24 protein-coding genes are annotated in these 23,314 nt (G+C 54.0%); 12 read left to right on the top strand and 12 right to left on the bottom strand.

All coding sequences use genetic code 11. The features are described from left to right. Positions 1 to 173 precede the first annotated feature (173 nt). Both H6G13_RS04740 and H6G13_RS04735 read right to left on the bottom strand, forming a co-directional pair. Complete coding sequence (locus H6G13_RS04740) at positions 174 to 572, bottom strand: response regulator transcription factor (protein ID WP_190482019.1); 399 nt, start codon at positions 570 to 572, stop codon at positions 174 to 176. 6 nt (positions 573 to 578) lie between these two features. Beyond that, complete coding sequence (locus H6G13_RS04735; protein WP_190482018.1) at positions 579 to 1,307, bottom strand: Crp/Fnr family transcriptional regulator; 729 nt, start codon at positions 1,305 to 1,307, stop codon at positions 579 to 581. Positions 1,308 to 1,556: 249 nt separating this feature from the next. On the opposite strand from H6G13_RS04735, the gene H6G13_RS04730 reads away from it, so the two are divergent. Beyond that, entirely contained in the window at positions 1,557 to 2,462 is a 906-nt protein-coding gene (locus H6G13_RS04730) for a protein-glutamate O-methyltransferase CheR (RefSeq protein WP_190482017.1), read from the top strand. A 140-nt stretch (positions 2,463 to 2,602) separates the two neighbouring features. Here H6G13_RS04730 and H6G13_RS04725 read toward each other — a convergent pair whose 3' ends face one another. Together H6G13_RS04725 and uraH are read right to left on the bottom strand one after the other, a co-directional pair. Continuing rightward, entirely contained in the window at positions 2,603 to 4,318 is a 1,716-nt protein-coding gene (locus tag H6G13_RS04725) for a ShlB/FhaC/HecB family hemolysin secretion/activation protein (RefSeq protein WP_190482016.1), read from the bottom strand. Positions 4,319 to 4,350: 32 nt separating this feature from the next. Then, positions 4,351 to 4,710: a hydroxyisourate hydrolase gene (uraH, locus tag H6G13_RS04720; RefSeq protein WP_190482015.1), complete on the bottom strand. Its 360-nt coding sequence runs from the start codon at positions 4,708 to 4,710 to the stop codon at positions 4,351 to 4,353. A gap of 158 nt (positions 4,711 to 4,868) precedes the next feature. Between uraH and metH the strand changes: the two genes are divergently transcribed. Next, positions 4,869 to 8,576, top strand: a complete 3,708-nt coding sequence (gene metH / locus H6G13_RS04715) for a methionine synthase (RefSeq protein ID WP_190482014.1) — start codon at positions 4,869 to 4,871, stop codon at positions 8,574 to 8,576. Between the two features lie 340 nt (positions 8,577 to 8,916). Then, complete coding sequence (locus tag H6G13_RS04710; RefSeq protein WP_190482013.1) at positions 8,917 to 11,808, top strand: Calx-beta domain-containing protein; 2,892 nt, start codon at positions 8,917 to 8,919, stop codon at positions 11,806 to 11,808. A 311-nt stretch (positions 11,809 to 12,119) separates the two neighbouring features. Here the strand turns inward: H6G13_RS04710 and H6G13_RS04705 are convergent, their stop codons facing one another. Both H6G13_RS04705 and H6G13_RS04700 read right to left on the bottom strand, forming a co-directional pair. Then, positions 12,120 to 12,728 (bottom strand): LptA/OstA family protein, encoded by a 609-nt coding sequence (locus H6G13_RS04705; RefSeq protein ID WP_190482012.1) that lies wholly within the window; start codon positions 12,726 to 12,728, stop codon positions 12,120 to 12,122. A gap of 5 nt (positions 12,729 to 12,733) precedes the next feature. Continuing rightward, complete coding sequence (locus H6G13_RS04700; RefSeq protein ID WP_190482011.1) at positions 12,734 to 13,267, bottom strand: sigma-70 family RNA polymerase sigma factor; 534 nt, start codon at positions 13,265 to 13,267, stop codon at positions 12,734 to 12,736. Between the two features lie 543 nt (positions 13,268 to 13,810). Here H6G13_RS04700 and H6G13_RS04695 point away from each other — a divergent pair. Next, positions 13,811 to 14,044 (top strand): hypothetical protein, encoded by a 234-nt coding sequence (locus H6G13_RS04695; protein ID WP_190482010.1) that lies wholly within the window; start codon positions 13,811 to 13,813, stop codon positions 14,042 to 14,044. A 72-nt stretch (positions 14,045 to 14,116) separates the two neighbouring features. On the opposite strand, the gene H6G13_RS29055 is transcribed toward H6G13_RS04695, so the two are convergent. Next, a complete protein-coding gene (locus H6G13_RS29055) occupies positions 14,117 to 14,251 on the bottom strand; it encodes a hypothetical protein (protein ID WP_277882481.1) in 135 nt (44 codons plus the stop codon). Positions 14,252 to 14,584: 333 nt separating this feature from the next. Between H6G13_RS29055 and H6G13_RS04690 the strand changes: the two genes are divergently transcribed. After that, positions 14,585 to 14,809, top strand: coding sequence for a hypothetical protein (locus tag H6G13_RS04690; protein WP_190482009.1), 225 nt, complete (start codon positions 14,585 to 14,587; stop codon positions 14,807 to 14,809). A gap of 83 nt (positions 14,810 to 14,892) precedes the next feature. Beyond that, positions 14,893 to 15,249: a GNAT family N-acetyltransferase gene (locus tag H6G13_RS04685; RefSeq protein WP_206756511.1), complete on the top strand. Its 357-nt coding sequence runs from the start codon at positions 14,893 to 14,895 to the stop codon at positions 15,247 to 15,249. Between the two features lie 25 nt (positions 15,250 to 15,274). Here H6G13_RS04685 and H6G13_RS04680 read toward each other — a convergent pair whose 3' ends face one another. Then, on the bottom strand, positions 15,275 to 16,717 hold the full coding sequence (locus H6G13_RS04680; RefSeq protein ID WP_190482008.1) for an FAD-binding domain-containing protein: 1,443 nt from the start codon (positions 16,715 to 16,717) through the stop codon (positions 15,275 to 15,277). Between the two features lie 167 nt (positions 16,718 to 16,884). Between H6G13_RS04680 and H6G13_RS04675 the strand changes: the two genes are divergently transcribed. Next, positions 16,885 to 17,052 carry a hypothetical protein gene (locus H6G13_RS04675; RefSeq protein ID WP_190482007.1) on the top strand — a complete coding sequence of 56 codons (168 nt, stop codon included), beginning with the start codon at positions 16,885 to 16,887 and terminating at the stop codon, positions 17,050 to 17,052. Between the two features lie 241 nt (positions 17,053 to 17,293). After that, positions 17,294 to 17,479 carry a DUF4278 domain-containing protein gene (locus H6G13_RS04670; protein WP_190482006.1) on the top strand — a complete coding sequence of 62 codons (186 nt, stop codon included), beginning with the start codon at positions 17,294 to 17,296 and terminating at the stop codon, positions 17,477 to 17,479. 64 nt (positions 17,480 to 17,543) lie between these two features. Here H6G13_RS04670 and H6G13_RS04665 read toward each other — a convergent pair whose 3' ends face one another. The 4 genes from H6G13_RS04665 to trxA form a co-directional block, all read right to left on the bottom strand. Next, positions 17,544 to 18,116 carry an NUDIX hydrolase gene (locus tag H6G13_RS04665; protein WP_190482005.1) on the bottom strand — a complete coding sequence of 191 codons (573 nt, stop codon included), beginning with the start codon at positions 18,114 to 18,116 and terminating at the stop codon, positions 17,544 to 17,546. 142 nt (positions 18,117 to 18,258) lie between these two features. Further along, complete coding sequence (gene folK, locus H6G13_RS04660) at positions 18,259 to 18,756, bottom strand: 2-amino-4-hydroxy-6-hydroxymethyldihydropteridine diphosphokinase (protein ID WP_190482004.1); 498 nt, start codon at positions 18,754 to 18,756, stop codon at positions 18,259 to 18,261. Positions 18,757 to 18,801: 45 nt separating this feature from the next. Then, the gene (locus tag H6G13_RS04655) at positions 18,802 to 19,539 is read right to left on the bottom strand and encodes an adenylate/guanylate cyclase domain-containing protein (RefSeq protein WP_190482003.1); all 738 of its coding nucleotides are present in this window, start codon (positions 19,537 to 19,539) and stop codon (positions 18,802 to 18,804) included. Positions 19,540 to 19,564: 25 nt separating this feature from the next. After that, positions 19,565 to 19,885 (bottom strand): thioredoxin, encoded by a 321-nt coding sequence (gene trxA / locus H6G13_RS04650; protein WP_190482002.1) that lies wholly within the window; start codon positions 19,883 to 19,885, stop codon positions 19,565 to 19,567. Between the two features lie 174 nt (positions 19,886 to 20,059). On the opposite strand from trxA, the gene fabG reads away from it, so the two are divergent. The 4 genes from fabG to H6G13_RS04630 all read left to right on the top strand — a co-directional run bounded on the left by fabG (position 20,060) and on the right by H6G13_RS04630 (position 23,300). Continuing rightward, the gene (fabG, locus tag H6G13_RS04645) at positions 20,060 to 20,821 is read left to right on the top strand and encodes a 3-oxoacyl-[acyl-carrier-protein] reductase (RefSeq protein ID WP_190482001.1); all 762 of its coding nucleotides are present in this window, start codon (positions 20,060 to 20,062) and stop codon (positions 20,819 to 20,821) included. Between the two features lie 170 nt (positions 20,822 to 20,991). Beyond that, positions 20,992 to 21,246: a hypothetical protein gene (locus tag H6G13_RS04640; protein ID WP_190482000.1), complete on the top strand. Its 255-nt coding sequence runs from the start codon at positions 20,992 to 20,994 to the stop codon at positions 21,244 to 21,246. A 346-nt stretch (positions 21,247 to 21,592) separates the two neighbouring features. After that, entirely contained in the window at positions 21,593 to 22,666 is a 1,074-nt protein-coding gene (gmd, locus tag H6G13_RS04635; protein WP_190481999.1) for a GDP-mannose 4,6-dehydratase, read from the top strand. A gap of 46 nt (positions 22,667 to 22,712) precedes the next feature. After that, positions 22,713 to 23,300, top strand: a complete 588-nt coding sequence (locus H6G13_RS04630) for a DUF2996 domain-containing protein (RefSeq protein ID WP_190481998.1) — start codon at positions 22,713 to 22,715, stop codon at positions 23,298 to 23,300. Positions 23,301 to 23,314 lie beyond the last annotated feature (14 nt).

Genomic DNA, 23,314 nt, shown 5'->3' with positions numbered 1-23,314 from the left:
GGTGCAATACAACGAGAGGCAGGGAGTAAAAGCTACTGATCGAGGGCAAAGCGCAGAGAAATGAATCTTTCGCCATGCATTCAATCTAGTCTCTCTAAAGATAGACGACAGTACGGTTTCGTACCCTAAAGAAAAACTTAAGTACAGTTAGGCTTGGCCAGGTATCAATTCTTCTACGCCGGGCAAAGTTGATACAGCAAGTCCATTAACTGCTGCCCATCTTCCAGGTAGGTCACGTACTCGTGTCTTCCCACCTGAATAGTTTTCCCCTCTAAATCTGCCCCGTACTGCTCAGCCATGACCACAACAGGTGTGGAGCTAGGCAGCTTTGCTCGCTGGCAGATGTATCGCCCGAAACCAGCAAATTTATCGACTGATTGCCCAACTTGATTGAGCAAAATCAGGTCAAAGGGCTCTCGCCCATCTCGAGTCCGCTGAACTGCGTCTGCTTCATCTAAGGCCACAACGACCCGATAGCCCCAGCTTTGCAAATTGTGCAGCAGCAGCGGGCGAACTTCACTATCCGGCTCAACTAGCAAGATAGTTGGCGATACAAACTGTTTTTGGCTCATGCCCTGCTACTTTCTTTGAGCTGCCGGAAAAGCGCCGTGCTTTTCTCCAAGCAAGCGGTCGTATTCATCCCTAACCACACCGAAACACTCACAGGAAGAAGATTCTAGCCCGGGTCGGTCAAGAATTTGAATATGTCCCCGGCGGTATCGTATCAGGCCGCTCTCCTGAAACTTTTGCGCCGTTTGGGTAATCCCCGCCCGACGCACCCCCAGCATCTCTGCCAAAAATTCCTGGGTTAGTGCGACATCGTCGCCCTCAACCCGGTCATGCACTTCTAATAGCCAGCGCGCCATTCGTTGCTCTAGCCTATGAAGGCTGTTGCAGGCAGTGGTCTGCGAGATTTGGGCAATCAAGGCCTGGGTGTAGCGCAGCATCACATCGCGCAAATCTTGATTGCAGTCAAACTCAGTCCGCAAGACCTTGGAGCTGATCCTCATCGCATTGCCCGGAATCTGCACGATGTAGGTGGTCTGAGTGGTTTCTCTGCCCCCCATAAAGGCATTAACGCCAATGACTTCTCGCCGACCGACCAACCCCGTCTCAGCCGTTCTCCCGTCGACCATCGTGAGCGTAATTGAGAGGGCGCAGTCGAGGGGGAAATATAGCTCCTTGATGACTTCACCGGGCTCATGCAGCCGCTTCCCGCGCTCCAAAAAAACTTTTTTAAAGTCTGGAGCAAACTTTTCATTTAGTCCGGGGGGCAGGGCTTCAAGCAGCCAGTTTTTAGTAGCCATGACCCATTTCTGTATCCGTATATATAAAGCGTATCTCAAAGCTAAAACAGCGATGCGAGCACAAGCTAAAATAGCCAACCGCTAAACTCGCTTGGTTCAAGGAATAAAAGCCTCTACATAATGTTTCTCTATATATGTAGTGCTTACGTACGAAACTGGACAGAAGGATGGACTAGGTAAAAGGTAAGCTGATGAAAACAAACGGTTCCTAGAGAAAATCTTAAGCAAAATTATAACTTTGCTTTATTTATGCAAACTATTTCCTATGCTAACAGTATCACTCCGTCACTAGAAGCAATTGAACTAGAAGATTTACTAAGTTATCTCAAGCAAGTTGAACAGATAGATCTGACTGGCTATAAGCGCTCCACGCTCATGCGCCGAATTCAGGTAAGAATGCAGCGAGCTGGAGCTAAAAACTATCAAGATTATCTCGGCCATTTAAAGCAGCCTGGCGAGATCATTGGTCTTTTAAACACCATTTTCATTAATTTCACCAGCTTCTTTCGCGATCGCTTTGTCTGGAAATATCTAGAAGATCAGGTTATTCCGCAGCTTATTGCCGACCGTTCTCCCGATGAGCCGATTCGGGTGTGGAGTGCAGGCTGTGCTTCGGGAGAAGAGACCTATTCACTGGCCATGCTGCTGGCAGAAGCCCTAGGTGCCGAGCAATATCAGCAGCGCGTGCAGATCTACGGCACAGATATTGATCAAGGTGCCATAACGCACGCTCGTAGAGGCCGATATTTTCCTCACTCAGTTAAGGAAATCTCTCCTGACCTGCTTGAGCGGTATTTTGAATGCACAGCTGATGGCTACCAATGGCGACGAGATCGCGGTCACGACATTGTCTTTCATCACCACAATCTGCTGCAAGCCTCTCCCTTGACTCAGATTGATCTACTTGTCTGCCGAAATGTTTTTATCTATCTCATGCCAGAGGCTCAGACCCGGATACTCGCTAATTTTCGTTTCAGCTTAAAGCAGTCGGGTCTGCTAATGCTAGGTCAGGCAGAAAACATTATTACCCGTCCTCAAAGGGCACTTTTTACGGCTGTTGATCGGCAAGCAAAGGCATTTAAAAAAGCACCCGATCTAGAGCCCGATCACCGCCTGCAAATGTTTCCAACCCTTGATTTTGCCTTGGCAAACTGAGGCTGCCTAAAAAATCCCTTTCGCACACCTAATTGATAGGTATCCCCCCTCCCCCCATTTTGATAAGGGTTAAAAACTCTCCTTAAAAAGGGGGAGGGGGGGATGCAATTAAGCTCTGCTGCTTCTCAAACAGCGCTGACCTAAAACGGCTGCAGGTTAACCGAAAAGTAAAAGCCGTTTTCCTGCAGCGAGCCGCCCCGATTGCTCACGCTCACCAGCGGAATGCCGTAGTCTAGCCGCAGGTTTACCTCCGGCGCAGGTCGCCAGAGCAACCCCAGCCCCGTTCCCATCAAAAAGTTGGGGTCGGGATTGATCGTTTGCGTATTCCAACCCACACCAGCATCGAGAAAAGGGGCCAACTGTAGCTCATTAGGATTGGCCGTTAGGGGAAAGCGAAACTCCACCGAAGCCACCACGGCATTATCAGTCACGACCTGGTTTTGGGCGTAGCCGCGCACCGTATCGATACCGCCCAGGCTAAAGCGCTCCAGCGGCAGCAGAGAGTCGGGGGTGAGCTGGGCATTGAGCCGGGTCAGCAGCAGGGTGCCGGGGGCAAACTGCTCTACCCACTGCAGCTGGCCCAGCCAGGCTAAGAAGCGGCCATCGGTGCCGCTCTGGTTAACCGTGGCTCCAAAGGCATTTAGGCCCAGGCTAAATTGCGATCGCACCGCCACCACGCTATTGACATCGCGAGTCAGCCACTCCTGAGAAAACCGCAGGGCACTGACCTTCGCCACGCCCTGCTCTGGCCCCACCGAAAACGAAAAGGGAACGTTGTTCAAAATAAAGCTGCGGCTCTCCCTCAGATCTAGGCCCAGGCCCAGAGCCACCTCTGATGACAGCGACCGGGTCAAGGGCTGCCGAAAGTTGACCGACAGCGTTTCGCTCTCGCTGCGAATGCCGATATCGACAAAGCGCGGATCGACAATGCGGCTGTCGGCGTTTTCGTAGCGCACCTGCAAAGTGCCATCTAGAGCATTGAGCGGCACCCCATAGCGAAACTCGTACAGATCAAGCCCCTGGCTGTAGCTATAGCCAGCGCTAAGCCGATCGCCAAAGCCCAGCAGGTTCAAATGCGTAGCGGCCACTGTGCCCTGCACAGAGCCAATACTGGCGGCGCGAGCATTATCTACTCCCAAGTTCGTCAAAAACGGGTCGGCCTCAGCCACATCCAAAATCAGGCTGTTTTGCCCCGGCCCACTGCCTGCTGTCAGCTCTGCATTCACCCGCGCCAGCAGTGGATCATTTTGGAGCAGCTGCAGCGCCTCTTCTAGACGGTCTACATTGAGCGGCGGCTGAGTCGCCAGAGCAATGCGATCGCGCACATAATACTCTCGCAGGCGGCTCAGCCCATTGATCTGCACCGTCTCTAGCGCCCCCTCCACCACCTGAATCTGCACTACCCCATCACTGAGATCCTGGTTGTTGGGCACAAACGCGCCCGAGGTAATGTAGCCGCTGTTGATATAGAGATTGGTAATGTCAGTTCGCAGATCTAGCAGATCGGCCAGCGTTAGCTCTTGGCCCTCTAGCGGCGCAACCAGTGCCCCAATCTCTGTCTGCAAAACGGTGCTGCCCAACACCTCAATCTGCTCCACCAAAAAGGTCGGCCCAGCAGCAGCGGGCGGCGGCCCTTCAGGGCTTACCTCAGGAGCCAGAATGGGCGGCTCTGGAGCGCTCGGGATAGGCACCGGGGGCGGGCTGGGCGGCGGTAGCGTCTGCTCTACCGGATCGGGCAGATCAGGCGGCAGCGTGGGGGGCTGCTGTGCGATCGCAGGCAGCGCCACCCCCCACAAGCCCCCTACAAAACCCAAGACTCCCCCAGCCCCAACCCAACCCAAAGACGCACGGATCATAGAGATAACGCAATCTCAAGAAAAACCTAGCCCTAGCTTCCCCGATAGGTGCTGTAAGACCAGGGAGACACCAGCAGCGGCACATGGTAGCTGCCCAGCGGGTCAGACACCGAAAAACGAATCGGCACCTGGTCTAAAAAAGGCGGATTTGAGAGGTGGGTGCTGTAGCTCGCAAAGTAGGGCGCAACTTCAAAGACCAGTTCATAGATGCCCACTCTTAATTCGTTACCTGTCAGCAACGGTTCATCCGTACGGCCATCGCTGTTAGTCTCAATCGTTTTGAGCGCAGTTTTGATATCGGCTGAGGAATTGACCGCCCAAAGAGTCAGGCGCATGCCAGCGGCGGGCTTCCCTGATGCAGTATCTAAAACGTGGGTAGTCAGCTTGCCCATTCGAAAGCCCTACAAATGGAGTTACCTACAGACAATAGTCAATGCTGGAGGGGTGATGGTCAAGCAGAAAACCGGATCAACTCTGTCATTGCTGGGCTTGTGTCTGATAATAGAAAATTCAGACAGTCGTTACGGTTTCGTCTCAGACAGAATCAGCCATGCCCAGCGCCTTTCTCGAACGCCTCCACAGCCCCAATCGTCCGGTCATCGTCTTCGACGGAGCGATGGGCACCAATCTGCAAGTTCAAAACCTCACAGCAGAAGACTTTGGCGGCCCCGAGTACGAAGGCTGCAATGAGTACCTAGTTTTTACCAAACCAGAGGCGGTTGAAATTGTCCACCGAGGCTTTTTAGAAGCCGGGGCAGACGTGATCGAAACCGATACCTTTGGCGCTACCTCAATTGTGCTGGCCGAGTACGATCTGACCGACCAAGCCTACGCGCTAAACAAAACCGCTGCCGCCCTAGCCAAGCGAGTAGCCCAAGAATATTCAACCCCCGAAAAACCCCGCTTTGTCGCCGGTTCGATGGGGCCAGGCACCAAGCTGCCCACCCTAGGCCACATTGATTTTGACACGCTTAAAAACGCTTACAGGGAGCAGGCCCGAGGCCTGATCGACGGAGGAGCCGATCTGCTGCTGGTAGAAACCTGTCAAGACGTGCTGCAGATCAAGGCCGCCCTAAACGGCATCATCGAGGTCTTTGAGGAGGGATGCGATCGCATTCCCCTCATGGTCTCCGTAACGATGGAGCAGCAGGGCACCATGCTAGTCGGCACTGAAATGGCCGCTGCCCTCACCATCCTAGAACCCTATCCCATCGACATTCTGGGCCTCAACTGCGCCACCGGCCCCGACCTGATGAAAGACCACGTTCGCTACCTCTCGGAGCACTCCCCCTTCGTCATCTCCTGCATTCCCAATGCCGGACTGCCCGAGAACGTCGGTGGCAACGCCGTCTACCGCCTCACCCCGATGGAGCTGCGGATGTCTCTCATGCACTTCGTCGAAGACCTCGGTGTGCAGGTAATCGGCGGCTGCTGCGGCACCCGCTATGAGCACATCGGGCAGCTCGCTGAGGTAGCAAAAGATCTGCACCCCAAAGCCCGCCCAGTGCGCTCCCCCCTAACGCTCCAAGCCAAAAGCCCAGAAAACCCCCTTCCTACAAAAGACACCTCATCCACCCATCCCCTCCCCCCCTCCCCCCGCCCTGCCTTCAACTACATCCCCTCTGCCGCCTCTATCTACAGCCCCCAGCCCTACGACCAAGACAACTCCTTCCTCATCGTGGGCGAACGGCTCAACGCCAGCGGCTCTAAAAAGTGCCGCGACCTGCTCAACGCCGAAGACTGGGATGGCCTGGTAGCCCTGGCTCGCGCCCAGGTAAAAGAGGGAGCCCACGTGCTCGATGTCAACGTAGACTACGTGGGCCGAGACGGCGAAAAAGACATGCACGAACTGGTGTCGCGACTCGTCACCAACGTTACCCTGCCGCTGATGCTCGACTCCACCGAATGGACCAAAATGGAGGCGGGCCTGAAGGTAGCCGGAGGCAAGTGCATCCTCAACTCGACCAACTACGAAGACGGCGAAGAGCGCTTCTTTAAGGTGCTAGAGCTGGCTAAGCAGTATGGAGCAGGCATCGTCGTCGGCACCATTGATGAAGAGGGCATGGCCCGGACGGCAGAGCAGAAGTTTGCGATCGCACAGCGAGCCTACCGCGATGCCTTAGAGTATGGCCTTCCCCCCTACGAACTGTTCTTTGATACGCTGGCGCTGCCCATCTCCACCGGCATTGAAGAAGACCGGGTCAACGGCCGAGAAACCATTGAGGCCATCCGGTTGATCCGCGAGAACCTGCCTGGCTGCCACATCATGCTGGGCGTTTCTAACGTCTCCTTTGGCCTCAACCCAGCAGCGCGGGTGGCGCTCAACTCGGTGTTTTTGCATGAGGCCATGCAGGTCGGGCTAGATGGTGCGATCGTCAGCGCTGCCAAGATCCTGCCGCTAGCCAAGATTGAGCCAGACCACCAGCAGATCTGCCGCGATTTGATCTACGACCGCAGGCAGTACGACGGCGACATCTGCTCCTACGACCCTCTAACCAAGCTCACCACCCTCTTTGAAGGCAAGACCGTCAAAAGAGCCCAGGCCATCTCTCTAGATCTGCCCGTTGAGGAACGACTCAAGCAGCACATCATCGACGGCGAACGCATCGGCCTAGAAGATGCCCTCGCCGACGCACTCAAAATCCACCCGCCCCTAGAAATCATCAACACCTTCTTGCTAGACGGCATGAAAGTGGTGGGCGAGCTATTTGGCTCTGGTCAAATGCAGCTCCCCTTCGTTCTCCAGTCGGCCCAGACCATGAAGTCAGCGGTCGCTTACCTCGAACCCTACATGGAGAAATCAGACTCCGACGGGTCAGCCAAGGGCACCTTTATCATTGCCACCGTCAAAGGCGATGTGCACGATATCGGCAAAAACCTGGTCGATATCATCCTCACCAACAACGGCTACCGGGTAATCAACCTGGGCATCAAGCAGCCCGTGGAAAATATCATCAAGGCCTACCGAGAATACAAGGCCGACTGCATCGCCATGAGCGGCCTGCTCGTAAAGTCCACAGCCTTCATGAAGGACAACCTAGAAACCTTTAACCAGGAGGGCATTACCGTTCCAGTCATTCTCGGTGGGGCAGCCCTCACGCCTAAGTTTGTCTACGAAGACTGCCAGCAGACCTACAAAGGCCAAGTGGTCTACGGCAAAGACGCCTTCTCTGACCTGCACTTCATGGACAAGCTCATGCCTGCTAAAACTGCAGGCAACTGGGATGACGGGACAGGATTCTTGGATGAGGCAGCAGCAGGAACTGCAGAGGTCAAAGGTCAAAAGGCAGAGGAGAAGGAAGTTGCGATCGCACCAGAAGACCCCTCCCCCCTCGCTCCTGCCGCTCTCCCCATAGATACCCGCCGCTCCGAAGCTGTTGATCCCACCATTGCTCGCCCAACTCCACCTTTCTGGGGCACTCGCGTGCTAGGCCCAACGGATATCTCGCTGGATGAGGTGTTTTGGTATCTAGACTTGCAGGCGCTCTTTGCAGGACAGTGGCAGTTCCGTAAACCCAAAGATCAGTCGCGGGAAGAGTACGATACGTTTTTGCAGGAGAAGGTGCAGCCCATTCTGCAGAACTGGCAGGCGCGGGTAAGAGCAGAAAACCTGCTGCAGCCGCAGCTTGTCTACGGCTATTTTCCCTGCCTAGCAGAGGGCAATTCGCTGCATATCTACGACCCCGCCGTGATGAACAGCGACGCTAAGTGGCCTAGTGGTGAGGAAAACGCCATCCACCCACCCACCCCCATTGCCACCTTCACCTTCCCCCGCCAAAAATCAATGCGGCGGCTGTGCATTGCCGATTTCTTCTTGCCTAAAGATCTGGCCCAACCAGGGCAGTTTGACGTGTTTCCCATGCAGGCAGTGACCGTGGGCGAAGTCGCAACGGAGTTTGCGGCAAAACTCTTTGCCAACGACCAATACACTGACTATCTCTACTACCACGGTCTGGCAGTGCAAACGGCAGAGGCAATGGCCGAGTGGTGCCACGCCCGCATTCGGCAGGAACTTGGCTTTAGCGCTCTAGAGCCGTCTACCCTGCGAGATGTGCTGCAGCAGCGCTATCAGGGGTCGCGCTATAGCTTTGGCTATCCGGCCTGCCCCAATATGGCTGACCAGTACGTGCAGCTTGATCTACTGCAAGTTGATCGGCTCGGCATGCACATGGATGAAAGCGAACAGCTCTATCCAGAGCAGTCCACAACAGCAATCATTGCCTATCACCCATCAGCAAAGTACTTCAGCGCCTCATAACAGATCACACCTTATAGCACCTCGTAGGATGGGCAAAGGGCACAGCCCGTGCCCATCTTCTAAGGATCATGGGCTTTGATGGGCACGCTTTGCTTTGCCCATCCTACGACCTACTCATTCTGCAGAAAAAAGATTCCGGATTTTGCATTTTTTCTAAGGAATAAAGTTACAAATGCTTCTGCCTTAGTGTCGAGACTTACGTAGTTTCACGGATACTTATCAGTTCGTGAAAGTAACTATGCCTTGCTTGAGGAAGCTGCTTATCAGTTTTAGTCATCGTTAGCAAGCAGCCCTGCCCCTTTAATTGCTGCTGTTTACCGCCATATATCTCCATAACTCCATGCTAGTCACAAACACGAACGACAGTGGTGCTGGTTCTTTGCGAGATGCGATCGCAAATGCCAGCCCAGGGGATACGATTCGCTTTGATGCCAGCCTGGCCAATCGGACAATTACGTTAACCAGCGGTGAAATATTTGTTACTCCTGGAAAAAATCTGATTATTGATGGGGGAGGTGCGCCCAACCTGATCATCAGCGGCAACAACACCTCCCGGATTTTTCGCTTTGGCTCCAATGTAGACTTTCAGACCAATCAGGTTATTCGCAACCTGACCTTGACGCGCGGCCAATCGAGCGATCGCGGTGGGGCCATCCAGACGGAAGATTTGGGCAGCCTGACCGTAGAAAACGTGACCTTCCTGGAGAATGTCGCCACCAATGGCGGTGCTTCCATCTGGACGAACGCCCGCTCCGGCGGGGTCACCGTCGTCAACAGCCGCTTCATCAACAACCAGGCCACCGCAGGCAACGATGAGCGTGGATCGGGCGGCATTGCCTTCATTGGTTTTGGGCCAGGAGGTAGCGAGCTAATCGTGCGCGACAGTAGCTTTATCGGCAACCAGGGCATCAATGGAGCCGCCATCAACGTTATTAATGGGCGGATCACCATCGAAAACACCCGCTTCATCGCCAATAACACCACCGCTGCGGTGTTTGATACGGGGCAACCCCGCGACTTTTTGCGGGGCTACGGTGGTGCCGTGTATGTCGATCGCGCGAACGATAGCTTGGTGATTCGCAACAGCGTATTTGAAGGCAATCGGGCTGAGGGCGAAGGGGGCGCGGCCTACCTATTCGCTGACCCAGACGATACGGTGGTGATTGAAAACACCGTCTTTCGAGATAACCAGGTGGCGGCCCTGACCGGTGGCGGCAACGGCGGCAACGGTGGGGCGGTCGCCCACGTTCGCAACTCCCTCAACCCAACGGGGAGCCTCGCGGTAGTCAACAGTAGCTTTGTCAATAACGTGGCTAATGGGCAGGGGGGTGGTTTGTGGGTAAACCAAACCAACTCCAACATTGTGAACACCACCTTTTCGGGAAACCGCGCCCCCAACAACTTTGGCGGGGCCATCACCACCTATGACGGCCAAATGAACGTTACCAACGTCACCCTGGCCGACAATAGCGCCGAATTTTCGGGTGCGATCGCTGGCGGTCAGACGGGCGGGGTCACCGCTACCAACACCATCTTTTACAACAACACCTCCAACAATACGGGCGTTTCTTTCAACGGCAACCAGCAGACCAACCGCCCCATGAACAACGGCGGCGGCAACATTCAATTCCCCGCCGGCCCAGAGCTCATACCCGGCATTCTCATCGTTGATCCGCAGTTGGGGCCTCTCCAAAGCGTGAACGGCACCCTTGTGCGGCCCCTCCAACCGGGTAGCCCCGCCGTCGATGCTGGGGTAGTTGTGGGGTCAGTGCTGTTTGATCAACGGGGGACTGCCCGCCCCCAAGATGGCGATAACAACGGCTCGTTCCTCTATGATGTCGGGGCGTTTGAACTAAATGGCGCACTGCCGTCTTCCGCTTTTCTCACCATTGGCGATGTCACGCTGGCGGAAGGTAACGCTGGCACAGTCAACGCCGTTTTTGTCGTCACCCGCTCTGGCAATACCACGGAGACAGTTTCAGTGGATTTTGTGACGGCCAACGGAACGGCAATCGCAGGGGAAGACTACACGACAACCAGCGGTACCCTCTTCTTTGCCCCTGGTGAAACCACCCAAACCGTTGCCGTTGCGGTCCTCGGAGACACCGTGACAGAACCCGACGAGTCCTTTACAGTGAACCTGGCGAGTGCCACAAACGCAACCATCTTGGACGGGCAGGGAACCGGCATTATCGTCAATGATGACGGGGATACCTTACCCACTCCTTCTCAGCCTTCACCCACTCCTCCCCAGCCCTCCGGTGGCGCTTTAGTGCAGCCATTTCTGGGTACCTTCCAGGCCACGGGAGCGATCGCACTGGAAGTAAATTTAACCGGTTACAGAGGCTCTGGTATCAGCGAAATTGGTTTATTTCTGGTGGATGACGACCAGGGTTCGATTGATGGCATTTTGCCAGGGACGACGGGCTACTCGGCAGCCGCTTTGCAACGAGCTAAAACCGTGTTCTCGGTTTTGAATGCTCCCCCCAATAAATTTGCCCCTAGCTCCCGTACTCTGACCTTAGGGGCAAGCGATCGCATCCGGTTTTTACTGGTAGAAGATGGCACTCTAGATGCTCTCCGCTTAGGGAAAAATCCCACTGGAGCCGTTATTTTGTCGGGCAGTGATGGTTTTACCACCACTCAAAATGGTAACGGTTATAACCTGGACTGGGTCACGCGCAACCGTCGACTGTCCCTGAATCTGGGGGCGGTTGGCGCGAGCGGCATCTCAGGCATTGGTACTCAGGATACTACCCAGGGCGAACTGATTGATTTGCGGGAAGTTGCTACCCCTACGGAGGCAACCTTTACCCTCTTCCGAGCGGCTGCCTTTGAAAATACCCTGGGGCTATATCGGGTTCAAAATGAACGGGGAGCCGTTTTAGATACCCTCACAGGCACCACGGTGTTGCCGGGAGAAATGGGCTACCTTCAGGCGGCTCTCCGCAACCGGGTGGAAGGCATTGCCTTTGCGGTGAAGAACAACACTAGCGCCTCCTTCACCGCCACTTTAGACGGCAACACCCTATATGCTCCCTTTCTGGTGGCTAACGGCACGATGGAAACAGCGATCGCAGGGGCAACCATCTACACGCCTTTCATCGGAGCCAATACCGATGGGGTAGACCATGTGCGCCTCTTGGGTAACAACACCTTTGCCTTTGAAGATCTTCTAGGGGGTGGCGATTTTGACTACAACGACATGGTAGCGCGCGTTAGCTTTGGCTGAGGATCGGGAGTTTAAGAGCCAGCGCTAAGAGCGGCGTTTTAACTTAATTTGAAACGCCGCTCTCAGTTTTGTTGCTAACTTCTACCTACGTCCGAGATTGCCGCAGGTTAACGTAGCTAATGCTAGGTTTAGAAACCCCGCGCCGAGCTTGATGCTTGGACTGCTTTGAGGTCATAGCGATCAAAATGCATCCAAGCTAGAGCCCGCTTGAGTTCCTGCCATAGGCGTTCTATTGGATTTAGTGCGATCGCAACCTCTCCCACCAGAAAAAGTGCTCACAGGTTTGGCAGAAGTTAAGCAGAATCGCATTTTTAATCTTCACTTAAGCGGCACTGCTTTTTGTCAATTGAACAAATTGCGCTTGTACCTTGCAATTGCTCGCCTCTCTGTGAAATTCGAACATTACCCAAGAGAACAATCTGCTGATCTGTTGGCACATATCGAATTTCATCAGCATTAGCTTCAATTTGAGCTTCTGGATAGATAAAAGCAGCGTTGCCAATTGCTCTTACTTCCTGTGTCTCTTCATTGACTTCCTGAGCATCTGCACGCACAAAAATTTGCCCCGTTTCCTTAAGTTGGGCAGTGGTCTGTGCGTTTGCTTGGGGATCAATTGTTGAGGTAAGAGCGGATACTACCCACTCAGGCAGCCATCCGGAGGTGATAGTTGTAATGCTTAAACCAGCTGCGATCGCAAGCGAAGCATACGCGACTAAAGCAGCACGCCGACGCAACCCTCTAGAGGGAAGTTTCGGTTGATGGGTGTCTCTCGATGCTGACTGCCGAGCCTGCAACAGTTTGGTTTCTAGTTGGGCCTCAAAAGTTGAATCTGGCTCAATTTCCTCTGCAGCGCGGCTTAGTTGGGAAAGTAAGGCTGAATCTGCCTGAGACAGCTCACTGGACTGATCTTTAGAATTCATAATATTTACTCACAGGTTGTTGCTAAGTAATTACGGAGATCTTTCAACGCGCGGGAAATTAGCATCTTGACGGCAGCTGGGCTTTTTTCCATGACTTGGGCCACTTCAGCAAGGCTCAACCCACCAAAAATTTGAAGTGCGATCGCTTCTGCTCGTTCTGGAGTCAGTTGGCTAAGGGCTTGAGCCACCTGATCAAGCGATAATTGCCGCTCAGCAAAGTCTTCTGGCGCAATAGAATTATCCTCGACTTTAGTGGCTGCTTCTAAGGGCAGCGTCGAGCGTTTGCGGCGGAAGTAGTCTACGTTTTTTCGGTAGGCAACTCCCATGAGCCAAGCTGCAAACTTGCCCCGTCGTCGAAAACTGGCAATGCCTTCTTGGGCTGCCAAAAATGTTTGGGCAGTTAAGTCCTGAGCATCGTGAACATTACCAAGTCTGGCAAACTGGTAGCGGTAGACGGCTTTGAGATGTCGGCGGTAAAGCTCGGCAAAAGCCTCTGAACTGTGCTGTGCTTCCTGGGCCAGTTCCTCATCTGACTTCATTTTTAAATTTAAGAAACTTTGGCTGGCAGGTGAACGAGGTGAGAGAAACTTCATTCATGCGTTCCTGGGTAATGAGGCTTCCAAATTGGACTTCTATAGGTAAGTCGCAAAAAAGCGCCATTTGATAACAGCCAAATCCAAAATTTCTGGGCCCTCAGCACACAACACGGTTGACGCAGCCGCGCCCCTATCCTATGCTCAATCATTAAGCTGTCGCACGCGGCAGCGGTATACAGAACTCGAAAACCTTAGACGCCGCCGGAAGGTGTTAGCGGCACCGACCGACGGCTAAATCCCCAAAACTGAACTAGGCAGCCTCGGAGATCTAGGGTGATGATACCCTGATCATCCTCCACTGCACTATGTAGCGGGATTGGTCAGGGTTTTTGAGTTCTGGTTTCCTCAACCTGACCTCACGCCTGTTGTGCGGGTGAGACGGAGCTGTTTCGAGGGGGGCTTGCCCTCTGGAGAGTGCTGCGCCAAGGCTCGCAATGACAGACGTAGGAAAGGTTTCTATCCACAAACCAAAGGAACCAGAACCCAATGTTTCAATCAACCGACTCGGGCGCACAGCCGCCCACCGTTTTTGCTGAGCTTTCGCCCCATCGTGAAAAAGCCCATATCGTCGTTTATGGCAGCTTGATTGCTTGCGATCGCATTATCAAAAATCTCTATATCCTCCACTTCGCTGAGCCCAACGACTGGACAGATCCGCTGCCTACCGGGCGACCCAACGAATGGATGCGAATGCTTACCAAGCACCTGCTGATTGAATAACCCTTAACCCTGTACCAAAAAGGAGCGACAGCTTAGCTGTCGCTCCTTTTGCAAACTATTTAGCCGTTAGCTCTAAGCTAGAGGGCCATTTTCTACTTCGCTGCGGCTGATTTCATGGGTAGAGCGACCCAGCATCGCGGCGCGGCGGTTTTGGCTTTGCTGACGCTGACGGGCAATTAGTTGACGAGCACGATCTTGAGTAGTCATAGCTGGAGGAACCCTAATTTTGAAAACTTTCTGTATCAATAACTACAGAACTTACTTTCTATTTTAGCGCCCTGGCACAGCTTAGAGATTAAGTCTTTAGGCTGATTTGGTTAACGGCGGCTGAAGATTGAGGCAAGAAACAGCCCATCTTTCACAGTTATGATTTAGATCACGCATAGTTAAAACTTGAATCACTCTCATCGCCAATCCTGCGTCACGTCTGCTCGGGCCTACAGTCACCAGCAAGGGTGGGAAGCATCACCGCTAAAGTCCTACAAAATCACGGTGATACCCGGTCATCTGTCACCTCCTTCTAAGGGCAGATAACCGATTATGAAAGGTGTTGATGCCCCCTCCCCTAAAATGCAGCAAGCCAAAAACGCCCCCTCCCCCTGCGCCAACAAAATTCGCCACGTTTCGGGCTTAGAAATCGGCCTAACTGCTGTTTGTGTGACGTTGAGCTTGTCTTTTCTAGTGTTGAACGGCTCTCTAGCCCGTTCTCAAGAGTTGGTTAAAGACTCTACTCAATCTGCTGAGTTAGCGTTTTGGATGGAGTAAGGTTTCAACGAATTTGCTTTGGCTCACCCGAATATGCGCTTGAGTGTAAGTTGCGCGATCGCATTCTCAGAGCACCCTTAGGCTTGAAGCTATCAGCAGAAGATCTAGCCCACGAAGACCAGGCGCTGCACTTTGGTCTATTCACGGCTGATGATCTGATCGCCTGTGTGGTTGCGATCGCGCTGGATTCATCCACCACCAAACTGCGGCAGATGGCGGTTGCACCAGAGTATCAGGGGCAAGGCTGCGGGAGAGCGCTGCTAAAGCAGGTCGAAGCTATTCTACGGCAGCAGGGGGTTCGCTTGGTGACTCTGCACGCGCGCAAGACGGCAACTGCATTTTATGAAAAACTGGGATACCAGGTCGAGGGGTCAGAATTCATTGAGGTGACGCTGCCGCATTACCGAATGAGGAAGGAGCTTGAGACCTTGAGCCGGTAATGCTGCTTAGTCGGAATGAATTAATTCAGGCGACTCGAGCCCGCTGCGCTTGGTAGCGGGCTTTGAAAATAGCCTGCTGCTGCTTGTGATCAACAATTGGGGTGGGGTAGCCGGTGCGATCGCACTCCTCCTTAGGAATTTTGCCTGTCACCAGCAGCTCCGTATCTAGATGGCGGATCTCCGGTAGCCATTGGCGGATGTATTCGCCGTCGGGGTCATACTTTTGAGCTTGGGTAGCTGGGTTAAAAATTCGCAGGGGCTTGGGGTCCATGCCGCTAGAAGCGCTCCACTGCCAGCCGCCATTGTTGGCCGACAAATCCCAATCGTAGAGCCGCTGCTCAAAGTACTTTTCGCCCAGCTGCCAGTTAATAATTAAATCCTTGGTGAGAAAGCTGGCCGTAATCATGCGGCAGCGGTTGTGCATCCAGCCAATCTCGTTCATCTGTCGCATCGCCGCATCGACAATGGGGTAGCCCGTGCGGCCCTCACACCAAGCCTGAAAGCGGTCGTCGTCATTGTCCCAGGGGAAATCCTTAAGTGGGTCGCGGTATGGGCCTTGAGACAGCTCCGGGAAATGATACATTGCGTGCTGATAAAACTCGCGCCAGGCCAACTCCTGCTGCCAGGTCTGCACATTGCCTCGAGTTTCGTCGCTGCGAGAGCGCTCAAAGGCCGAAAACGCCGCTTCCCACACAGTGCGAACGCCAATCGCGCCAAACTTAAGGGCCGCACTCAGGTGCGAAGTGCCTTCGGTAGCCGGGAAGTTGCGCTGTTCGCCATATTCCTCAACCGGCTGGCTATTGCAGAAATAGTCTAGCCGCTCTTGGGCTGCAGCTTCACCAGGAGCCAACAGCAGCGGCGTATCCCACACAAAGCCTAAATCTTTGGCGCTGGGCAGTGCGATCGCACCCGCCCCTGCTGCCGCTGCCTGTTCTGCCGCCGTTAAGTCCTCAGCGCCTGCTAGAGCCGGAGCTGGAGCCGCCTTAGGCTGCCTCACCCAGTTTCTCCAAAAGGGAGTGTAGACGGTATAGGGCGCATTAGAACCGCTGACAATCTCACCCGGCCCATGCAAAAGCTGATCCCAAAACGTCGTACGCATCTCGACGCCCTTCTCTTTAAGGGCCTGAGCCACTGCTCTATCGCGCTCCCGAGAATAAGGCTCTACGTCGCGGTTCCAAAATACGGCTTGGGCTCCGAGGGCTGCAGCCAGAGCCGGAATTTTCTGCTTCGGATCGCCTTTCAAAATCAACAACCGGCTGCCTGCTGCTGCATAGCGGCTCTGCAGCTCCTCTAGACACCCCATCAGATAGGTGGCTCGCACCGCAGGCACGTCCCCCGTCTCCAAAATGCCAGGGTCTAGGCAAAACACGCCCACCACCTTAGGGCTGCGTTCTCTAGCAGCGGCCAACCCCAAGTTGTCAGAAATCCGCAGATCGCGTCGATGCCAAAACAGAATCAGATCAGCCATGCCCTTGTGTCGCCGCCGCCCCGTTAAAAATGACCGGGTTTTAGTATAACGACAATGCTCTGCCGCTTTCGAGGTGAATCTGCAGCCCACCTAACCCTCTCGCTAGGCCATTCAACCGGGAAGATTTCGGCATACAGTATTGGGGTAAATCGCAAGGAGGCAGCTTTGTGCTTCAGACCAAACAGATTGTGCTCAGCACCTTTAACGGCTACCTAGACTATCTGCAAACCAACCAGCCCGAGCTGCCGCTAGAAGTGATGTATCAGGTGGCGGCCACGCTCACCCAAGCAGAGTTTGCGCTGCAAACGGCAGAGGCCACCGCTAAAGCAGGCTAATTCAACGTTGTTTTCCTGCAACAGAGCGATTAGGGCAAGCAGGATTACCTCCCAAAGCCGCCTCAACGATAAGAAGAATTGTGAAAATCCCCCTTGTTACGGGTTACACGCCTTGAGCTGCACAGTTAGCCTATATAAACTGTGTAAATAGATACGGTTTGTAAGGAATGCCGGGAAAAACAGTCTATTTCGTCCCAGCCCCCAAAAACCTAGGCACCTGAAAACCCTTGAGGAATTAATCATGCAACTGTCTTATCGTGGCGCACATTACGAAGCCCAGCAGCCCAACCTGCAGGAAAGCAATACCGAACAAATCGGTACCTATCGCGGCGCTCGGGTGCAGCGCAAGCACTTCAAGCTCAGCCAGGCTTACCACGGGCAGGTGCAGCTAACCTACCGAGGCGCTAAGTACAACCACGAAGTGTAATAACACGTCCAAGCTACGGCTCCTGTAGCTCCTGTAGGTTTGGTTTCGCTATGCTCAACCTGATCTACAAACCTAATTGGGGTAACAGCGAGTCGAGAAACGGCTTGGCCAGAAAAAAGCTAGAGATTGATTTGGCATCGATCGCTTCGCCAGCCAAAATTGCTTTTTCTAGCTCTGCAGGGGTCATCAAGACCACCTCCATATCCTCGTCTTCGTCCATATCGGGGGGCATTTCTAGCTTCTCCAAATCTGTTGCTAGAAAGGCATAGATTATCTCGTCGGAGTAGCCGGGGGCTAGGGGAAACTTGCCAAGGCTTTTCCAGGTCTGAGCCCGGTATCCTGTTTCTTCCTCGATTTCTCGCAGCACCGTCTCTGCCGGAGACTCGCCCGGTTCAATCGTGCCTGCCGGAAATTCCAGCAGGCGTCCCTGCATTGCAAATCGGTACTGCCGCACCAGCACCAGCTTGCCCTCTGCCGTCAGCGGAATTACCAGTGCTCCGCCGGGGTGCCGCACGCATTCCCAATCGCCAACAGCTTTGTTGGGCAGGCGCAGGCGAATCACTTCAAAGTTAAACTTGCGGCCCTCGTAAAACAAGCGCTGCTTGAGCAGTTGGGGCGGTTCATGACCAAGGGGCATAGGATTTCCTGATGGTAGCTGGGCTGACTAGCTGCCGAGCTGGCTGAAAAAAGCAGCGGCAATTTGTCTAACCAATTGAAGCGCTGTTCCCCAGGATTAGCCAGCCTAGGATCGGAGACTCTGGAAAATACTTTACAGTTCTTCAACTTCCCTTAACGCCGAGTAAATGAACGCCGCTGCAATCCACCTGTTCGACCAGCTGGGCAATTGTCTTGCCTGAGATCGGCTCGACCCAGTCTGGCGCAACTTCTGCTAGGGGCACCAGCACAAAGGCCCGCTCGTGCATCCGGGGGTGGGGAATTTGCAGCGTGGGGGTAGTCAGCACCAGATCGCCAAACAAGATCAGGTCTAAATCGAGCAGCCGAGGCCCCCAACGCTCGCGGCGCACGCGGCCAAAGCTGGCCTCTATCTGCAGCAGTTCTCGCAGTAGGGCTTCTGGGGCCAGACAGGTTTGCAGCAGGACAGAGCAGTTGAGGTAGTCGGGCTGGGGCGGGCCAACCGGGGCCGTTTCATAAAACCTGGAATGGGTTAAGACCGTTATGCCCTCAGTGGCATCCAGGGCAGTCAGGGCATCTTGCAAGATGCACCGGGAGTCGCCTAAGTTGCTGCCAAGTGCGATCGCACAAGAAACCATCCCCATAGGACCAGGTCTGTAAACCGTAGTCTTTCATGCTAGCGCATCCCCTCAGCGCTCTTGGAGCGGCACCCGGTAGAGTTGGAGCATTAGGCCAGAGACTTCTGCCTGCAGGGGTTCAACACCAGGGGGCAAGGCAGGCAGGGCAGCAAAGGCAGCGGCTGTGAGCAAAATCTCATCGTCTTCGGCAATGTCTTCCCCCAGCTTCGAGGCCAAGTTCATTTCGTGGCCAAAGACGTCTCGCTCCCCCACCACCAGCACCTCGCCAAAGCCAATGCCAATGCTGGCGTGCAGGTCTTCTGCCTGGAGTCGACTGAGCACGCTCTCCATCGCCATCAGCGCCTGCTCAGCACTGGGAAACACGGCATAGACATTGTCGGCCTCTAGCTTCAAAATGCGTCCGCCAGAAGCTTCGACTAAGGGCACCGTCAGCGACCGAATCTGATAGATCTGAGCCAAGGACGGAATGATCCCCGCATCTACAGTGAGCCGAGAAAACCCCGCCATGTCCATCACCATGACGGCTAGCTCCTGGCTAAACAGAGCCTCTATCTGAGCATCAATAGCCGCCGCCTGCTCTGGATGGGTCTGTCGCTGCCCCAGCAGCGCCTCAAACGTTTCGAGCGTAGCCAGGGTCAAAGCGGGCTGCATCATATCTTGGCAAGGGGGATCAGTACTCGGTTTCAGTTCTGATGCACCCACGCCACTGCCGCCCAGCAGGAAAATCGCCTGACAGGCTAGAGTTGCGATCGCATTTACCCTTAGCAGAGGCTGCTTTTGTCTATCCATTTACGCTAGACAAGCTATCAAACCGTTAGACGAGGTGAGGCTGCAGCCGCTGCACTAACTGGTCGGCAGGCAACACCCCTTCGATTCGATCAACAGGTTGTCCAGCTTTAAACAGAACTAACGTCGGCAGCGCATGAATCCGATGCTGCTTGGCCAGGTCAGGATAGCGCTCGGTGTCGATCTTGACGATCTTAAGCTGCTGCTTGAGCTGCTCGTTTACTTGCTCCAAAACGCCCGCCATCATCTTGCAGGGGCCGCACCAGTTGGCATAAAAATCTACCAGCACAGGCCGATCAGATTCGGTCAATAGATCGCTGAAGCTTTGAAATTGCTGTTTAGTAGCCATCACCTTACCCCAAAAATTCACTCTGGCTAAATCCTAACCTTGCTGCCAGTCGCTGGCAGGCAGAGATCTACAACCTTTAACGAAGGCAGGTCTCAATGCCGTAAGATATTCAGGCGGAAAGGCTTCTTGCCGTCAATATTTCTAGCGTTTATTCATTGCACCGAGGTTGTCACCATGTCTGAAGCAGCGTCCAAATCCCTCCAAGGCCAGGTCGCCATCATTACTGGGGCTTCCCGTGGGATTGGGCGGGCAGTGGCGCTGTCGCTGGCAACTGAAGGGGCCAGCGTGGTGGTCAACTACGCCAGTTCCAGTGGTGCAGCAGAGGAGCTAGTGACCCAAATTACCCATCAGGGCGGCAGTGCCTTAGCCCTGCAGGCCGATGTTTCGAAAGTCGATCAGGTCGATGCTCTGGTAGCCGCTACCTTAGAGAAATGGGGCCGGGTTGACATCCTAGTAAACAATGCCGGCATTACCCGCGACACCCTGCTGCTGCGCATGAAGCCAGAAGACTGGCAGGCCGTAATTGACCTCAACCTGACGGGAGTTTTTCTCTGCACCCGCGCTGTTGCCAAAACCATGCTGAAGCAGAGATCGGGCCGCATTATTAATATCGCCTCCGTGGCCGGACAGATGGGCAACCCCGGTCAGGCTAACTACAGCGCTGCCAAAGCTGGAGTGATCGGCTTTACTAAGACCATCGCTAAGGAGATGGCCAGCCGAGGCGTCACGGTCAATGCCGTTGCTCCTGGCTTCATCACCACGGATATGACCGATGGCCTGTCTAATACCGAAGACATTCTCAAGTTCATTCCTCTGGGCCGCTTTGGCAAGCCAGAAGACATCGCCGGGATGGTGCGCTTTCTAGCTGTAGATCCCGCTGCCGCCTACATCACCGGCCAAACCTTCAACGTTGACGGCGGTATGGTGATGGCGTAGCAAGGCAGCTCATGACGCGCCCGCAGCCCTAAAATTTTAGGGTAAAAAGTTGACAAACTATCCTGAATTGCCTGAGGGAGTGCTGCAGATTTACGTGAGTTCCTCTAGCCAATCGTTTTGGCTGATTGAAGTCGTCATTACGCTACCCTCACCTCCAAGCATTTACAACAATGACGATCAAAGCCATCAGGCCCGGTTCCAAGTCTCGGAAGCGGCAACTTTCAGCAACCTACACTCAAGCTCAAGTCGATTTGTTAATTCAAAACCGCATGCAGTCCTACCGGCAGGTCGCTCACGAACTGAGGCAACTCATTTTGGAGCTATCTACTACCCGGCAAACTGGACGGTTTTCAGACCGTGTTGAGGTCAGAAAAGCAGCCCTGCTCAAAATTCTGACCAAATCTGCAGATCTGGCGGACCTCTAGATTTACAGCTCAAACGCACTGGTCATTAGTCATTGGGCCCTTGTCCTAAGTGGCTAATGACCTTTGTCACTTTAAACAGCCAACACCCACTGTCTAGATACCGATTCCAGAAAAAGTGCTGCAAATAGGGGGTGGGAGAGTAGATGGGTGGATGAGTAGCGGCTATTTGCTATTCAAAGAATTGATATAAATACTTACAGCCAATAGCTAACCGATCCCCGCTGCAGCGCCACGATAAGCAGGTATGGTAGCTTAAACACTTCGCATGGGTAATCTGACCTAATGGAAGCCCCACTTCCCTGGGCATAGTCTTGCCTGCTTGACCTTAACCAGAATGGTGATTTGAATGAGCCAACCCAAACGTGCACTGCTGACCGGCATTACCGGACAAGACGGTTCCTACCTGGCAGAACTGCTGCTCGAAAAAGGGTATGAAGTGCATGGATTGATCCGGCGGACCTCCACATTCAATACCGACCGCATCGATGACATTTACGAAGATCCTCACAAAGAAGGGGCTCGGCTCTTTCTCTACTATGGTGATTTGACCGATGGCACCATGCTGCGCCGCATTTTGGAGCAGGTGCAGCCCCACGAAGTCTACAACCTGGGAGCCCAGTCCCATGTACGAGTCAGCTTCGACTCCCCCGAATACACAGTTGATACCGTTGGCATGGGCACTCTGCGGCTGCTGGAGGCCATCCGCGACTACCAGCAGCGCACCAGCTTAGAGGTGCGCTTTTACCAGGCAGGCTCCTCGGAAATGTTTGGTAAAGTCCAGGAAATTCCCCAAAAAGAAACGACCCCCTTCTACCCCCGCAGCCCCTACGCCTGCGCCAAGGTCTACGCCCACTGGCAAACGGTAAACTACCGCGAATCTTACGACCTGTTTGCGTGCAACGGCATTCTCTTTAACCACGAGTCGCCTCGCCGGGGAGAAACCTTCGTCACCCGTAAAATCACTCGCGCCGTTGCCCGCATCGTCGCTGGACAGCAGAAAAAAATCTACCTGGGCAATCTCGATGCCAAGCGCGACTGGGGCTACGCCAAAGACTACGTCAAAGCCATGTGGCTGATGCTGCAACAGGACCAGCCCGATGATTATGTCGTCGCCACCGGAGAAACCCACTCCATTAAAGAATTCCTCGATATTGCTTTTCAGCACGTCAACTTGGACTGGCAGAACTATGTCGAGTTCGACAGCCGCTACCTGCGCCCCGCCGAAGTAGAGCTGTTGATTGGCGATCCTGCCAAGGCCCGTGAGAAGCTTGGTTGGGAACCTACTGTTACCTTTGATCAGCTAGTCAAGCTGATGGTAGAAGCCGATCTCGATGCCGTCGGCGTTCAGCACAACGGCGCTGCCAGCTTGGATATTGCTACGCTGCGGCGGGAGATGCTGCATTTGGCTCCTCAGGGGTAGACTGAATCAGCTAAACTGCCAATAGCATTGAGAAGCTGTAATCTGCATGGCTGAAGAACAAACGCCTAAACCGCCTAAAGAAGTAACGCCCCAGGTGGATCCATCAGCTCCTGCTGGTGATGCTCCTGAAGCTGAAGGCAAAGCCCCTGAGGCTGAGGGCAAGGCCCCTGCTGCTCGCGCCGCTGGGAAAGCCGCTGCTGGTGAAGCCAAACCCAAGGCGGCTGCCGGTGACGCTAAGCCCAAGAAGGAAAAGCCGCCTGCTGTTGAAGACAAGCCGTTTGAGCAGTTCATTCAGCAGGATTTTCTGCCAAGCCTAGACAAGGCCCTGAAGCAAAATGCTAAGGGAGAAATTGCGCTGTCTTTCAAGAAGCAACCTTTGCAGGTTCACGGGCTGTCTGATAGCGAGGAGTACTGGCAGGTTAGCGGTCAGTGGCAGGAGAACCAGCGGCAATTTAACATTGCCTTTACCGATGAAAATATCGGTAGCCAAAAGCTCTTCTACTGCTCCAGTGGCGACTTTAAGGGCAGCACGGTTGAGCAGTTCATGGGCGATGAGCGCAAGATAACGCTCGATCTGATGTTGCTCTATACTCTGCAGCGCCTGAACGGGCAAAAGTGGCTAAACCGCAACTAGGCTTTGCTGCGGCA

The sequence above is a fragment of the Pseudanabaena sp. FACHB-2040 genome, assembly GCF_014696715.1.
In the GTDB taxonomy this organism is placed as follows: domain Bacteria; phylum Cyanobacteriota; class Cyanobacteriia; order Phormidesmidales; family Phormidesmidaceae; genus JACVSF01.
Note: the sequence above shows the minus strand (reverse complement) of the source record. Positions and strands in the feature narration are given on the sequence as shown.

Excerpts from the sequence above, each read along its gene's own strand:
- H6G13_RS04740 (WP_190482019.1), bottom strand. The coding sequence starts at position 572 with ATGAGCCAAAAACAGTTTGTATCGCCAACTATCTTGCTAGTTGAGCCG.
- H6G13_RS04735 (WP_190482018.1), bottom strand. The coding sequence starts at position 1,307 with ATGGCTACTAAAAACTGGCTGCTTGAAGCCCTGCCCCCCGGACTAAAT.
- H6G13_RS04730 (WP_190482017.1), top strand. The coding sequence starts at position 1,557 with ATGCAAACTATTTCCTATGCTAACAGTATCACTCCGTCACTAGAAGCA.
- H6G13_RS04725 (WP_190482016.1), bottom strand. The coding sequence starts at position 4,318 with ATGATCCGTGCGTCTTTGGGTTGGGTTGGGGCTGGGGGAGTCTTGGGT.
- uraH (WP_190482015.1), bottom strand. The coding sequence starts at position 4,710 with ATGGGCAAGCTGACTACCCACGTTTTAGATACTGCATCAGGGAAGCCC.
- metH (WP_190482014.1), top strand. The coding sequence starts at position 4,869 with ATGCCCAGCGCCTTTCTCGAACGCCTCCACAGCCCCAATCGTCCGGTC.
- H6G13_RS04710 (WP_190482013.1), top strand. The coding sequence starts at position 8,917 with ATGCTAGTCACAAACACGAACGACAGTGGTGCTGGTTCTTTGCGAGAT.
- H6G13_RS04705 (WP_190482012.1), bottom strand. The coding sequence starts at position 12,728 with ATGAATTCTAAAGATCAGTCCAGTGAGCTGTCTCAGGCAGATTCAGCC.
- H6G13_RS04700 (WP_190482011.1), bottom strand. The coding sequence starts at position 13,267 with ATGAAGTCAGATGAGGAACTGGCCCAGGAAGCACAGCACAGTTCAGAG.
- H6G13_RS04695 (WP_190482010.1), top strand. The coding sequence starts at position 13,811 with ATGTTTCAATCAACCGACTCGGGCGCACAGCCGCCCACCGTTTTTGCT.
- H6G13_RS29055 (WP_277882481.1), bottom strand. The coding sequence starts at position 14,251 with ATGACTACTCAAGATCGTGCTCGTCAACTAATTGCCCGTCAGCGTCAG.
- H6G13_RS04690 (WP_190482009.1), top strand. The coding sequence starts at position 14,585 with ATGAAAGGTGTTGATGCCCCCTCCCCTAAAATGCAGCAAGCCAAAAAC.
- H6G13_RS04680 (WP_190482008.1), bottom strand. The coding sequence starts at position 16,717 with ATGGCTGATCTGATTCTGTTTTGGCATCGACGCGATCTGCGGATTTCT.
- H6G13_RS04670 (WP_190482006.1), top strand. The coding sequence starts at position 17,294 with ATGCAACTGTCTTATCGTGGCGCACATTACGAAGCCCAGCAGCCCAAC.
- H6G13_RS04665 (WP_190482005.1), bottom strand. The coding sequence starts at position 18,116 with ATGCCCCTTGGTCATGAACCGCCCCAACTGCTCAAGCAGCGCTTGTTT.
- folK (WP_190482004.1), bottom strand. The coding sequence starts at position 18,756 with ATGGGGATGGTTTCTTGTGCGATCGCACTTGGCAGCAACTTAGGCGAC.
- H6G13_RS04655 (WP_190482003.1), bottom strand. The coding sequence starts at position 19,539 with ATGGATAGACAAAAGCAGCCTCTGCTAAGGGTAAATGCGATCGCAACT.
- trxA (WP_190482002.1), bottom strand. The coding sequence starts at position 19,885 with ATGGCTACTAAACAGCAATTTCAAAGCTTCAGCGATCTATTGACCGAA.
- fabG (WP_190482001.1), top strand. The coding sequence starts at position 20,060 with ATGTCTGAAGCAGCGTCCAAATCCCTCCAAGGCCAGGTCGCCATCATT.
- H6G13_RS04640 (WP_190482000.1), top strand. The coding sequence starts at position 20,992 with ATGACGATCAAAGCCATCAGGCCCGGTTCCAAGTCTCGGAAGCGGCAA.
- gmd (WP_190481999.1), top strand. The coding sequence starts at position 21,593 with ATGAGCCAACCCAAACGTGCACTGCTGACCGGCATTACCGGACAAGAC.
- H6G13_RS04630 (WP_190481998.1), top strand. The coding sequence starts at position 22,713 with ATGGCTGAAGAACAAACGCCTAAACCGCCTAAAGAAGTAACGCCCCAG.